A 13,796-nucleotide genomic window follows, 5' to 3' on the forward strand; every position below is an offset into this window, starting at 1 on the left:
TCCTTGAAGGCATTGCCTTAAAGCCCGCCCTACCAACAGCCCACTGGGTGCGCCGGTCTTTAGCCGGCTTGGACAGTCGTGCGCACCACCCTACAGCTGCCCCCCCTGCGTCTTTCCCTCCGCGGCGCAGCCGCCTTGGAGTGCGTGCAGCCCTGCTGCCGCTTTAGAGCAGGCAGCCTTGCTGCCGTGAAGGACCAAGCGGTCCGCGGATTCATCTGCGTGTGCGGCGCCGTGAAACGCTGAGCCTCGTTTCTCGGCACGCGTGTGGTTGAAAGGAGCCTTGGGATCGCTGCACCCTATCACGGTAGGTGAAGAGGTAATCTCTCGGTGCTTCACGGCAACAGGGTTGCCCGCCGGAAAGCGGCAGCAGGGCTGCACGCACTCCAAGGCGGCTGCGCCCCCGCCGAATCAAAATCTCCCCATCGCCCATTCTTTCCGTAACACTTCCGGGGAAACCGCTAAGGGCACCCTGTGACCAACTCCACTTCCAGCTCCTGCCCCGAGTGCGGCAAGCCCCTGCCTGAGGGGAAATCCCTCTGCCCCGCCTGCCTGCTGGCCCAAGCGATCGCCTCCCGCACGATCAGCGACCAAGCCCCGGCCAACTCTCCCTCCACGCCGCTCACCCCGGAGGAAATCGCCGACAAGTTCCCGGCCTTCGAGATCCTCGAGTGCCTCGGACGCGGCGGCATGGGAGCGGTCTACAAGGCCCGCCAGAAATCCCTCAACCGCCTGGTCGCGATCAAGATCCTCGCGCCGGAACGCGAAAGGGATGCCCGCTTTGCCAGCCGCTTCGCCCGCGAGGCCGAGCTGCTCGCGAAACTGAGCCACCCGCACATCGTCACCATCCACGATTTCGGCGAGACCGGCGGCCTCTACTACCTGGTCATGGAGTTCATCAATGGGGTGAACCTCCGCGACCTCCTGCGCGAGGGCAAGATGCCGCCGGAGCAAGCGCTCGCCATCGTCCCGCCCGTCTGCGAGGCGCTGCAATACGCCCACGAGCAGGGCATCGTCCACCGCGACATCAAGCCGGAGAATATCCTCCTGGATCGCGATGGCCGCGTGAAGATCGCCGACTTCGGCATCGCCAGCCTCGCCGGGGATGCCGGCGATCCCTCCGGCACGCCTGCCTACATGGCCCCGGAGCAGCAGAGCGTCGTCCGCATCGTCGATCACCGCGCGGACATCTATGCCCTTGGCGTCGTCCTATACGAAATGCTCACCGGCGAACGACCTACGGCACTTCCCGTAGCTCCTTCGCGCCGCATCCAGATCGATGTCCGCCTGGATGAAGTGGTGCTCCGCGCCTTGGCCCAGCAGCCCGAGCTGCGCTTCCAGACCGCCGGCGAATTCCGCACCGTGGTCGAGACCCTCGCGCATTCTCAGCAAGCGCCCGCGGAGTTCTCCTGGCAGCAGATGCGCCTCCATGGCGTGGACTACCGCTCGCGCCGCAAGTTCCTCGGCCTGCCGCTGGTCCACATCTGCTCCGGCATCGATCCCGGAACAGGCAAGCGCCGCATCGCCCGCGGCTGGATCGCGGTCGGCGATACCGCGATCGGCGGCTTCGCCATGGGTGGCCTGGCCTTCGGCGGCATTGCGATCGGTGGCGTGGCCGGCGGTGTCCTCAGCTTTGGCGGACTCGCGCTTGGCATCCTGGCCTTCGGCGGGCTTTCACTCGGCCTTCTTATGGCCGTCGGCGGGCTGGCCGTGGGCGGCATCGCCATCGGCGGCATGGCCATCGGCTACTATGCGAATGGCGGCGGCGCGATGGGTGTCCACACCATGTCCGCCGCTGCCCGGGATCCCCAGGCCTACCGCTTCTTCCATCCCTGGGCCCTGAACTTGTTCAAGGGCATGGGCCTCTGGATGGCCACCGGGATGATCCTCATCTCCTCGATCAACTTCTTCGCCTTCTGGTGGGCCGGCCAGCAGATGCAGAAGCTCCAGCAGAAGCGCAATGACAAGGACGACGATCCGCCGTCCGGCCCATCCGGCGGGGCAGGGGATAGCGGGCGCTTTCCCTTCCACCGCACGCTGCTGCACATGCTGCCGGTGCTCATCCTCTCGATCGTCTGGCTGACATCCGGCCTGGAGAAGGGCGCGGTGCTGATCCTCGGCGTCGTCCTCACGGCCTCCACCATCCTGCAGATGCTCGGCCCGCGGAAGGTCCGCATGAAGCGGCTCATCCCCTTGCTGATCGCTCTCACCTTGCTTGGCCTGGCCCCGCTCCTCTTCATCAAGCGCGACAAGTCAGGCTCCATCAACCGTCCCGCAGCTGACCGCGACGAAGCGATCAACCATGGCAGGCGGGCCGCCGCCGCCTTGATGGAATTCGACAGCACCTACGGCAAGTTCCCCGACGCCAGCACCGCCGCCGCCGTCAAGGAAGCTACCGGCACGAATCTCAAGCTCGGCAGCGGCAGTTCGAATCAGCTCTTCCGCCAACTTCTCGTCCACGGTGCCAGTGAGGAAACTTTCTGGGCCAAGGGTTCACATTCCCCGAAGCGGCCTGACAATATCTGCTCCAGCGACGACACCGCGCTTGCTGCCGGCGAGTGCGGCTTCGTCTACATTGCCGGCCTCGATTCCAGGTGTGAACCAGGCACCCCTGTCCTCATCGCCCCGTGCGCCAAGGGCAAGCACGCCTTCGATCCCAAGGCCTACGGTGGCAAGGCCGTCGTAATCCTCTTCGGCGGCAGTAACCAAGTCTCAGAAATCGACGAGAATGGCCACATCAAGGCCAACGGCATGGATATCTTCGATCCCAAGCAACCTTTCTGGGGAGGTAAAGCGCCGGACGTGAAGTGGCCGGAGTAGATCTCCGCCTTCGCCGTTCCGGCGGGGCGATACATGTCCTTCCTGTTACCCACCAGTCAGCGAAATCTGCTCTTAGCGCCGGGAGGCGCGTCGCAAATCGGTCGCAATCGGAGGGGCCTATGGAGTGCGGTGGCACGACACCGCTTTGGCTGCGGGGGAACTTGGTCTCTTTCAGGTCGTGGCCGTTTCCCGTAGCGTCAACGAAGCGCTCATCGGAAAGCTAGCTTTTCCACCGGTAGATAGCTGCACTCGCTCCTCCCATCTGGCCAGAGCTTCAGGATCGCATAACCCATCGGAGTCCGCTTGTAGCCGCAGTCCTTTCGGTCGCCCGGTTCCCACCAGTAGCCGCTGAGCGAGCCATTGCAGTGAAAGCGGATATTCCACAGCTCCTCGCTGCTGCGCAGGTGGATGTGACCGCTCAGCGCCACCACCGGAGCCTCCCGCGCCGCCAGCTTGTCGATCACCGCCTTCGCCCCGCTCATGTTCCCGCCGTCATAATCACCGGCCAGCGAGAACAATGGCAAGTGACCCGCGACTAACAGCGGCGCCTTCGCCGGCAGCGCATCGAGCTGTTGGAAGAGCCAGTCCTGCTGCCCCTTGCCCAGCGAGCCGCTGGAGTTCTCCAGCGTGAGGATCTCCCAGCCGCCCTGGCTCGTGCGTGTATAGGGCTCCGCGATGCCCAGGCGTTTGCAGACGTAAGGGACGCCGCGCATCGGATCGCCCTCCGGCCCCGCCCACCACGTGTCGTGATTGCCCACCGTGTGCAGCATCGGCAGGCCCTTGAGCTCGGGCATCACCACCTCATCCCAGAGCTTCCACTGCTCCTCCACGCGCTCGCGGGTGATGTTCTTGTAGTCCGCCGCGTAGATGCTGTCGCCGGTATTGATCACCAGCCCGATGTCGCGGTGCCTCTGGCGGATCGCGCGGAGAATCTTCCCGCAGCGCGCCGGTGCATCGTATTCCGGGCGCAGGTGAATGTCCGTGATGTGCAGCACGGTTAGAAGCTTGGCACTGCTGGTGGCAGCCGGTGCTGCCAGCGCGCCCATCGGCAAGGCGGCGGCGCTCGCGGCACCCAGGCCCAGGAAGTTGCGGCGCTTGAGCGGAGAAGGGTTTGGAGCTGTCATCGACATCGCGATTGGATTGCAGATGAAACCGCGGATCGCGGGGGAATATTGCTGTCAAAATCGCCGGGGATGGTGGCGATTTGGCAAGGCGGATGCTGCAGGGGCAGGGGTGGGGTTTGATGGTTTGCCGCGGTGACGAGGCGTCCGTGGGAAGCACCTTGTTAGGGGAGGCTCTCCCGAGGAAGCCGATATCAATGTTCCTAAACCTCATTTTGTCGGCCCTAAAGAATCTCCTGTTCCCCTCGTGATTAATATGCTCAGCTGAAAATTCCTCCAAAGCGTAGCGTCCGAATGCCACCCACCCGCCGCCAAGTCCTTCACACCCTTGCCGCCACTTCCGTCTTCCCGCTGCCCTTGGGCGCGGCGGCGGAGGGCAATGCGCAGGCCTCGTCTAACAAACTCCGCATCGGCCTGATCACGGACATCCACAAGGATATCATCCACGATGCGGATGCGCGGCTCACCGCCTTCATCGACGCGATGCTGGCGGAGAAGGAGAAGGTGGATGCCATCATGCAGTTGGGCGACTTCTGCATCCCCAAGCCCGTGAACCGCGACTTCCTCGCGATCTTCAACCGCTTCCCCGGGCCGAAGTATCACGTGCTCGGCAATCACGACATGGATGGCGGCTTCAAGCGCGAGCAGGCCGTCGCCTTCCTCGGCATGCCCGCGCGCTACTACTCCTTCGATCTCGGCGGCTGCCACTTCATCGTGCTCGATGGCAACGACATGCCACCGGATTGGAAGGGCGGCTATCCCGCCTACCTCGCGGCGGACCAAGTGGCCTGGCTGGAGAAGGACCTCGCCGCCACGCAGCTCAATACCTTCATCATCTCCCACCAGAGCCTCGAGCATCCCTCCTGCATCGCGAACCAGGCCGAGGTCCGCAAACTCATCGCCGCGGCGCGCACCGCGGAGGGCAAGCCGAAGGTCGCCGCCTGCTTCAATGGCCACTGGCACATTGATCATGCCCGGCGCATCGATGGCATCCCCTATGTGCATCTCAACTCCGCTTCCTACTTCTGGATGGGCAGCGAGTATCGCAGCGAGCGCCTGGAGCCGGAGCTGGCGAAGAAATTCCCGCACGTCTCCTCCACCGCGCCCTATGCCAAGCCGCTCTTCACCGTGCTGGAGATCGATCCCGCTGCCGGGAAGTTCTCCCTCCGCGCCGCACCCGGCGAATGGCTCAAGCCCGACCCTGCCGAACTGCACTATAGCAATCCGGTCATCGAGCCGGACTGGATCCGCCCCGAGATCCGCGCGGTGGATTCGGCGAGGGTGTAAGGCTTGGCTCCCAGCCTCCCACGCATCCCCACTCGCACTTTTTTAACCCCTCACTAAACTTTCCGGGACCAGCGGCAGTTACTGCCGGTCCGCAATGACCCTCGGCCGCGACAATATCGATGAATTTGTGCAGGAACTGACTCACCACCAGGTGGATCTGTTCTACTTCATCCGTGCGCTCGTGGGCGATGCCCATGCCGCCTACGATATCCGCCAGCTGGTCAATATGGTCCTCTGGAAGAAGCGGGAGAGGTTCACCCCGGGTACCAGCTTCAAGAACTGGGCCTTCCAGATCGCCCAGCTGGAGGTGAAAAGCTACCTCCGCAAGCAGCGCCGCTCGCGGGTGGTCTCCTTCGACCACAAGCTCCTGGACATGTTCGCCACCGAGTTCTCGGAGTTCTCCGATGAGCTGGCGGAACGCCGCCGCGCGCTGGCGAATTGCCTGCGCAAGGTCACCGCCAAGGACGAGGAGCTGCTCCGCCACCGCTACTGGACCGGCGGCTCGCTGGAGTCCTTTGCCGTCGCCACCGAGCGCAGCGTCGGCACCCTCAAAGCCCGCCTTCACCAGCTCCGCGCCTCCCTGCGCCGCTGCATCGAGAGCCAGCTCCAACCTGAACCGGAGCCCGATAGCCCATGAACGCTTTCCCGCCCTCCCCGGAATCCGCTGACGAAAAGGACACCAACAAGCTGCTCCACGAGCTGCTGGATGGCACCATCGCCAAGGACGAGTTCGATCGCCTGGAGCAGACGCTTTTGGATGACCCGCAGGTGCGCCGCGATTACTTCGCGCTGATGAGCACCGACCAGATGCTCGCGGACAACTACGAGATCCCGGACCACCTGGCCATGCACGCCCAGCTCATCGCCGGGGCGGATGCGGATGCCGGCGAGCGCCGCCGCCGCAATTGGTGGATCTGGGGCAGCTCGGCCGCTGCCGCTCTGGTCCTTCTGAGCGCCACCTGGTTCACCTTCTTCCGCGGTCCTGCGGATCCCGCCCGCGTGGCCGGTTCGGCAGACAGCTATTTCCTGATCGATGGCGCGGCTGTCGATGAAGGCTCATGGGGTCACGGCCAGCGCCTGGAAGTCAGCGATGGCGTGGTCGTCGCCCGCTTGAACAAGTTCACCGAGGCCTGCATCGATGGCCCCGCGCTGGTTTACATGGGCGAGAATGGCCGCGATCTCGATCTGCGCCGCGGTCGGGTTTACTTCCGCGTCGCTCCCGGCGCGCCGAAGTTCAAGATCTCCGCGGCCGGTGCCAGCATCCGCCACATCGGCACCGAGTTCGGCGTGCGCGTGATGGAAGGCGGCTCCTGCGAGGTCCACGTGGTGAATGGCGCGGTCGAGATCGATCGCGGCATCCAGAAGGGCAAGTGGACCCTCAAGGCCGGCGACTCCGCCTCATGGCTGAACCGCGGCAATACCAGCCTCGATCCCGTGGCCGCCACCGATTTCCGCAAGGCCCTGCCCGGCGAGGTGGTCGTCTTCCAGGATGACTTCAGCGAGCCCGGCGGCACCACCCTGAAGGGCAAGCAGCCGGATGTCGGCCAGCCATGGGATGTCCTGCTGGAGCGCAATCTCACCACCACCGGCGGCGGCCTGCTGGATACCTCCGGCAGCGCGCGCAATCTGCGCGGCCGCTTCACCCAGGAGACCCAGCCGAATCACCGCCAGGTGGTGCTCATGTCCTTCAGCACCCGCCAGCCGAGCGCGATCCTGGACAAGCAGACACGCATGGGCGGCATCGAGAAGATCGTGCTGCAGGCCGCCGATGGCACCGTGATCTGCTCCGTGCAGGCCCGGGCGAAGGACGGCCACCGCTGGCGCCTGCGCGATGAGGCCTCCAGCGAGGGCGGCACGGAGAGCGAGCTCACGAATATCTCCGCGCTCCAGGAGAATGAACTCACGCTGCGTTACGATGCGTTGGCCGGGAAAATCACCCTGCACAGCGGCACCTCCACCCAGGCCAAGCTGATCGCGGAGATCCCCGCCAGCAGCCGCGCCATCCCCACCTCCGTGACCATCTGGAATGACGATGGCGGCGACCTCGCCCTCAAGCGCCTCTCCGTGAAGGTGGTGGACTACCCCTGATCCGGCGCGATCCGGCACGCTTCCTTTCCCAAACCCGAACCCGCTCCCACTCCCGCTTCCTTTTCCTTCCCTTCCCGTTGACCGCAACCGCCCGGCGCAGGACTGAGCTCCCGCGTTCCTGGTCGGCCGGTTGACCTGCCTCCCCGCGCCACTGCGGGGATCCGCTCCGCCGGAGACCGCTCTCCGGAAGCCTCCTTCGCAGGCCCGCAAGGCCTGTATCACGGGAGGACTACGTACCCGCATTCCGACCTCGAAATCCGTATTCCCAAGCTGAATTACTACGCTTGCCGTAGTTGATCCATTGATTCCCCGGCCGCCGCTCCCGTTTGCGGTGGCAAAGCCCGCCGGATTCTTGCGTCCGGCATCCCTCCTTCGCAGGTCCGTCAAGCCTGCGGCACGCAAGAACTACGTACACGAACCAGACCCGAACGACCTCACGACGATGCAAACCCGTATCACGCACCCATCCGCCACTTCCCGCCGCTCGGCCTTGCTGCTGGCAGCCCTCGCTTCCGTCTGCTGCTGCGGCACCGCCGCCGCGGTGGATGCCACCTACCAGTACTACCGCTTCACGCCGATCAAGCTGCGCAATGACGGCACCGCGAATAGCATCCAGCTTGCCGAGTTCGCCTTTCTGAAGAGCGGCGCGGCAGTGCCCTTCACCGGTGCGACCGTCACGAATCCCGGCGGCAATCGCACCGCCGCGGAGATCCCGGCCAACCTGATCGATGGCCTTACCACCACCAAGTGGCTCGACTTCTACCGTAACCCCATCGTCTTCGCCTTCACCGCGCCGGTCACCATCGATGGCTACCGCTTCTCCACCGCGAATGACGCCAGCGAGCGCGATCCCGTGCGCTGGATCCTGGAAGGCAGCGCCGATCAAACGACATGGGTGCTGCTCGATCACACCGCGGCGGACTTCGCCACCCCCACCGCGCGCCAGACTACTTCCGGCGATATCCTGCTCGGTGCGACTCCCGTCGCCTATGCCAAGACCTGGAATGGCGGCGATCCCGCGAACTGGGACAGCACCACTCAGAATTGGGACAAGGGCGGTCCGGTCGCTTGGGACAATGCCAGCACGGATGTCGCGAGCTTCTCCGCCGGCACGCCTGCCAGCGTGAGCCTCGCCGCGCCGATCTCCGCGCGCATGCTCGACTTCACCGCGCCCGTCACCCTGCTGCAGAGGAATACGCTGACCCTCACCAATGTCACCCGCATCAGTCCGGGTGCGGACATGGAGATCTCCTCGGTGCTCGCCGGCAGCGTCGGCGTGATCAAGACCGGGTCTAACAAACTCACGCTCTCCGGCGCGAATACCTACACCGGTCCCTTGCAGATCCGCGCTGGCAGCGCCGTGGTCAGCGGCACGAATGCCGCCACCGCCGCGACCCAGGTCTCTGGCGGCGCCACCCTGACCTTCACCGGTGCCGCCGCCAAGGGCACCGGCGTGCTGGAAGTCGGCAATGCCGCGGGCAATGGCACCGTGATCTTCGAGCAGACCGGCACGCTCACCTTCAATGCCACACCGGTGGTCGGCACCGGCGCCATCGCCAGTGCAGGCGCCATCCGCCAGACCGCGGGCACCGTCACCTTCGCGCAGGACGGGCAATACATCACCCTCGGCAATACCACCGGCAGCTACGGCAGCTTCGAGCTCAGCGGCGGCACCGCCACCACCCCGACCGGCGCTGGCGTCCGCGTCGGCTTCAATGGCACCGGCGTGCTGACCCAGACCGGCGGCACGCTCACCTCGAATCGTTGGTTCGCCATCGCCAATGCCAATGGCCGCGGCGTCTATACCATCACCGGCGGCACCGCGGGGATCAATAGCGCCTCCTACCGCCTGATCGGTGGCGACTCCACCAATGGCATCGCGACGATCAATATCGGCACCGCGCTCGGCGGCACCGGCAGCTTCAGCGCGATCCGCAATGCCGCCACCGCCAATGACGGCGCGGTCGTGCTCGGCGCGGCCGCTGGCACCTCCGGCACGCTCAACCTGAACAGCGGCGTGCTGAAGATCTCCAGCCGCATCTTCCGCCAGAGCACGGTGACCAGCACCGGCATCGTGAACTTCAATGGCGGCACCCTCACCGCCGGCGCGAACAACATCGAACTGGCGACCAATTCGCTCACCGCAGTGCGGATGCTGCGCGGTGGCGCGACCATCAATACCGATGGCAATGCCTCGACCTTTGCGGCGCCGATCGTCGGCATGGGCGGCAATGGTCTCGCCTTCACCGGCCTGCCCGCGACTGTGGGCACCGGTGGCAGTGGCTACCTCGGCGCACCGGCCGTGACTGTGACCACCAGCGGCACCGGCACCGGCGTCACGGCGATCGCGAATGTCAGCAATGGCGCGGTCACCGGCATCACCATTACCAGCCCGGGCGATGGCTACGCGGTGGGTGATACCGTGACCTTCGACTTCGTGGCCGTGCCCGGAGCCACCGCCGCCACTGCGATCGCGCACACGCTGCTCGCGGAGGATCTCGCGCCGAACAACACCGGCACGCTCACCAAGAGCGGGGGAGGGGCCCTCACCCTGACCCAGCCCGCCACCTTCGTCGGCAATACGGCCGTGAGCGGCGGCAGCCTGGTGGTGAATACCTCCTTGAGCTCGGCCCAGGTGAATGTCGCCGCAGGCACGACCCTGACCGGCAGCATGAATCTGAGCGGCACCGCGAATGTCGATGGCATCCTCGCTCCCGGCGTGGCCGTGGGCACTGCCACCGGCGCAGGCGCGCTGAACCTCAACGGCGGCTCAACCCTCGCCCTGCAGCTCACGGATTGGACCGGCGTCGCGGGCACCGGCTTCGATACCGTGGACTTCGGCAGCATCGCCACCACCGCCACCGCGCTGAACAAGCTGACCATTCAGGTGGATACCACCGGCCTGGTGAACTTCGCTGAAGGCACGCACAGCTTCGTCATCGGCACCGCGGATGCACCGCCCACCGGCTTCACCGCGGACAACTGGCAGGTGGCGGTCGCCGGCGGCTTCACCGGCACCAGCCCCTGGTCGCTCGGCGTGGCCGGCAACAACCTGGTGCTCACCTACGCGCCCGTGACTTCCGGCTATGCTTCCTGGATCGGCAGCTTCCCCGGCCTCTCCGACACCAGCAGCGATGGTGACCCGGATGGCGATGGCGTGCCGAACGTGTTGGAATACGTGCTGAACTCGAACCCCGGCACCGGCTCCGGCAGCGGCCTGCAACTCCCGGTCGCCGCGGCCACCGAGACGGATGTCACCTTCACCTTCGTCCGCCGCGCCGAGTCGAAGTCTGACACCACCCAGACCTTCCTCTACGGCCCGGCCTTCCCCGGCACCGAGGTCCCGGTTCCGGCCAGCAGCTCCGGCATCTTCACCATCACCCCGGACAGCCCGGCCGTCGGTCTGGAGACCGTCGTCGTCACCGTCCCGCGCACCGATCCCCAGATCTTCGGCCGCCTGAAGGCGACCAAGCCCTGATCCGGCCTGAAGTACGAGATCCACCGTAGTGGAGTGGATCGCAGGAAAAAATTTCCGTGCAGACCGGGGTCTGGCTGCACGGGGGTTCACGGGAGCAGCCCGCATGGCGTTAGGAGCGTCGTGCGGGCTGCGATGTTTTCCGCCAGTCACAAATGCCTCTCCCCGCGGCGCAGCCGCCTTGGACTGCGCGCAGCCTGCTGCCGCTTTCCGGCAGGCAACCCTGTTGCCGTGCAGCACCGCCAAGCTCACCCTATGACCCTCCGTGAGCGGCCACGAAGTCACCGCCAAACTCTCATCCCAACCGTCAGCCCCCCGGCACACACCAAACCCATCCGCCATCACCTCGGATCGGAGCCCTACCACCCATCAAAATCACCGCCGGTTCTTCACCACCGCCCAGCATCCCACTCCAACAATCCCCACTGCCCCCACAACCCAAATCCAATACGCAGACCCCGAAGCAACCGACCCCGCCCCCCGCTCACCGGACGCCTCTAACACCTCCGCCTTCCCTCCACCTCCATCCGAGGCTCCACCACGCGTCGGCCTGGGCTTTCTCCCCGCGCTGTCCGGAAGCGATGTCGCCACGATCTCCCGGGTGATCCCACTGAAAAGGTTCACCGCGATCTCGGGCGAGGCGTCCTCTGCCTGCTCCGGCCCGAATCTCTGATAGTAGTCCTCACCGCCTTTGATCGGCATCAGTTCCGTGCCTTCATCCAGTCCCGCCATCACCGCCACTTGGATCTCCAGTTGGGGATCGGCAAGGCGGACCACCGAGATGAGAGCTGTCCTGTTCCCCGGTTCCGTCATCACCTTCAGGGTGGACGGTCTTTTCATCTCCTGAAGGTAGATTCCGCCTGCACTCGCCCCGTCGAACTTCATTGGACCGAGAGGACCTCTGCCGCCTTTGCTGATCGGTTTCGCGGGTGCTTCGGCTATCTTGCCCAGGATGCCACTCACCTTTTCCGTTAGAAGCGCCCCTTCGTCCGCCACGTAAACGATGATGGTATTGAAGGTCCGCGGATCCCTCCCACCGATCCGGTAGGCGGCGCGCAGCTTCTGCGGGGGAGGGGACTCCATGACCCCCGATCTCCGCTCCTTCCCGTTTGGAGTCGCCCAGAGCTCGCGCTCCGCGGCAGTCACATCCTCAACCACCAGCTCACCGGCCGGATAGCCGAGGATGGAAGCCAGTGCCTCGCTCGATGGCGCGGCGTGTGCGGGATTCGCCCAAGCAATCCCAAGCCAGACGATCAGGCCAAGCCCTGTGCGTTTCAACCAAGTCACCTCCGCCGAATCGCACACTCCCATCCATCCACCCAGACCGGAATGCAGGCTTCACGGAGAATTCGCAGAGCGCTCATGCGCAGTGGAGAAGCTTCAAGGCAAGCTCACCCCTTCGCCACCATCCGATCCACAAAGCTATGCCAGTAGAGCCACTCCGGATCGTGCGAATGCTTGATCTCGATCGGAAACCGCGGCTTCCCCGCAAGCAGCTCGTTCAGCTGCGCCATGAACCCCTCATAGGAGCGCGCAAGTGCACCCACTCCTTGGAACCCAGGCCGGTGATCACCAGCGGCAAGCGGGCCATGCCCTCGTCCAGCAATGGGTCCAGCGCCTCTTCCAGCCCGTCCATCTCGGCGCGCAACTCATCCTCCGGCAGCTCCTTGCCGGGATACTTCCACACGATCGAGATCTCCTCCGGGAAGTCCTGCCAGTCATCGTCCTTGGGGTGGATGAAGCGGAAGATGGTCCTCCGCCCATCGCTGTTCTTGGCCTCGGCGATGAATCCTTCGCGTTTTCCCATCACAGGTGCATAACCCGCGCGTCCGTGGCGAGGCAAGCCTACGCCTTCGCACCCCCATGCTCCAGATCCACGAAGTGCCTCCGCGAGGACAGCAGGTGCTTCCGCATCGCATCCGCCGCGCGTTCCGGCACGCCGGCTTCGATCGCTTCCAGGATCGCGCGGTGACCATCGATCACCGGCGTCGACCAATCGCCATCGCCGCGGTTTGCCTGGGCATAGGCGATGCAGCGCTTCTCCAGCGCGCCTAACAAAATCGAGTAGATGCTGTTCCCGGAGCCGCGGGCGATCGCCAGGTGGAAGGCGATGTCCGCCTTGCTGAACTTGTCCTTGGCCGCGCCCATCTTCTCCATGGACTCGAGGATCCGCTTCAGCTCGCGGATCACCTGCTCGCCGGCATGCGTGGCGGCCAGGCGCGCGCACTCGGTCTCGATCAGGATCCGGAAGTCGATCAGCTCCAGGAAATCGCTCTCCTCCGCCAGCACCGAGTAGCTCTCCACCGCCTGCCCCAGCGATTCCAGGCTGGGGTCGGCAATGTAGGTGCCGGAGCCCTTCAGGGTCCGCAGCAAGCCGCGGCCGCGGAGCTGCTGGATCGCCTCGCGGATCACCGTCCGGCTCACCTTGAAGCGCTCGCAGAGCTTCTCCTCCGATGGCAGGCGGTCGCCCGGCGGCAGCTTGCCCCCCAGGATTTCCTGTTCCAGTTCACCGGCGATTTGAGCGCTGCGTCGTTGCACATCTGCACGTTAGACCGCCTGTTTCAATTATCGCCAGTGGAAAGCTCGCTCACCCTTACAAGGTTGTAATACAAGACGGCAGCGGAGCGCGGAGGCAGGCGAATCGCCGCTTGCCTGCCATGAAGGGGAAAAAACCGCGAACGGACGCCAATGGACGCGAATTTGGAAGAAGAGCTGAGGGGGATTTTCGGCGCTGCTACCCACTCGGGTTATCCATCTCCCGGCTGTTTCATTCGCGGTGCAAAAACTCCCCTTCCTCGAATGGGACCAAGATGGATGGGATGAATAGGATGGGATTGGAATACAGGGGAAGCCGGAGCCGGGATCTCAAATATCCCATTCATCCCGGTCCTGCTTCGATTCGTTAGATTCGTCCGATTCGTGGTGCCTCCCATCCCCCTGCCTTTCTCAGCGTTGTGTCATCCCATTTCCGATTTTCTGCGTTTCTGTCCGAATTCCCCGGTGACGCC

At 64.8% G+C, this 13,796-nt stretch carries 10 protein-coding genes; 5 read left to right on the forward strand and 5 right to left on the reverse strand.

What is annotated here, in order from left to right:
- Window positions 1-471 precede the first annotated feature (471 nt).
- Window positions 472-2,817, forward strand: coding sequence for a serine/threonine-protein kinase (locus BV071_RS33725; protein WP_052573914.1), 2,346 nt, complete (start codon window positions 472-474; stop codon window positions 2,815-2,817).
- 209 nt (window positions 2,818-3,026) lie between these two features.
- On the opposite strand, the gene BV071_RS26440 is transcribed toward BV071_RS33725, so the two are convergent.
- Window positions 3,027-3,941 (reverse strand): metallophosphoesterase, encoded by a 915-nt coding sequence (locus BV071_RS26440; protein WP_035614193.1) that lies wholly within the window; start codon window positions 3,939-3,941, stop codon window positions 3,027-3,029.
- A gap of 291 nt (window positions 3,942-4,232) precedes the next feature.
- On the opposite strand from BV071_RS26440, the gene BV071_RS26445 reads away from it, so the two are divergent.
- From BV071_RS26445 to BV071_RS26460, 4 genes are all read left to right on the forward strand, one after another.
- On the forward strand, window positions 4,233-5,225 hold the full coding sequence (locus BV071_RS26445) for a metallophosphoesterase (RefSeq protein ID WP_052573916.1): 993 nt from the start codon (window positions 4,233-4,235) through the stop codon (window positions 5,223-5,225).
- Window positions 5,226-5,319: 94 nt separating this feature from the next.
- A complete protein-coding gene (locus tag BV071_RS26450) occupies window positions 5,320-5,862 on the forward strand; it encodes a sigma-70 family RNA polymerase sigma factor (protein WP_035613802.1) in 543 nt (180 codons plus the stop codon).
- Window positions 5,859-7,313 carry a FecR family protein gene (locus BV071_RS26455; RefSeq protein ID WP_035613805.1) on the forward strand — a complete coding sequence of 485 codons (1,455 nt, stop codon included), beginning with the start codon at window positions 5,859-5,861 and terminating at the stop codon, window positions 7,311-7,313. The genes BV071_RS26450 and BV071_RS26455 overlap by 4 nt, the downstream gene beginning before the upstream one ends.
- A 442-nt stretch (window positions 7,314-7,755) precedes the next feature.
- Window positions 7,756-10,791: an autotransporter-associated beta strand repeat-containing protein gene (locus tag BV071_RS26460; protein ID WP_265594930.1), complete on the forward strand. Its 3,036-nt coding sequence runs from the start codon at window positions 7,756-7,758 to the stop codon at window positions 10,789-10,791.
- A gap of 372 nt (window positions 10,792-11,163) precedes the next feature.
- Here BV071_RS26460 and BV071_RS26465 read toward each other — a convergent pair whose 3' ends face one another.
- The 4 genes from BV071_RS26465 to BV071_RS26475 all read right to left on the reverse strand — a co-directional run bounded on the left by BV071_RS26465 (window position 11,164) and on the right by BV071_RS26475 (window position 13,326).
- Complete coding sequence (locus BV071_RS26465) at window positions 11,164-12,099, reverse strand: hypothetical protein (protein WP_035613810.1); 936 nt, start codon at window positions 12,097-12,099, stop codon at window positions 11,164-11,166.
- An 80-nt stretch (window positions 12,100-12,179) separates the two neighbouring features.
- On the reverse strand, window positions 12,180-12,302 hold the full coding sequence (locus BV071_RS35820; protein WP_265594931.1) for a hypothetical protein: 123 nt from the start codon (window positions 12,300-12,302) through the stop codon (window positions 12,180-12,182).
- A complete protein-coding gene (locus tag BV071_RS26470) occupies window positions 12,290-12,595 on the reverse strand; it encodes a hypothetical protein (protein WP_035613812.1) in 306 nt (101 codons plus the stop codon). The genes BV071_RS35820 and BV071_RS26470 overlap by 13 nt, the downstream gene beginning before the upstream one ends.
- A 38-nt stretch (window positions 12,596-12,633) precedes the next feature.
- Window positions 12,634-13,326: a FadR/GntR family transcriptional regulator gene (locus BV071_RS26475; RefSeq protein ID WP_035613814.1), complete on the reverse strand. Its 693-nt coding sequence runs from the start codon at window positions 13,324-13,326 to the stop codon at window positions 12,634-12,636.
- Window positions 13,327-13,796: the final 470 nt, after the last annotated feature.

The sequence above is a fragment of the Haloferula sp. BvORR071 genome (genome assembly GCF_000739615.1).
Taxonomy (GTDB): domain Bacteria; phylum Verrucomicrobiota; class Verrucomicrobiia; order Verrucomicrobiales; family Akkermansiaceae; genus Haloferula.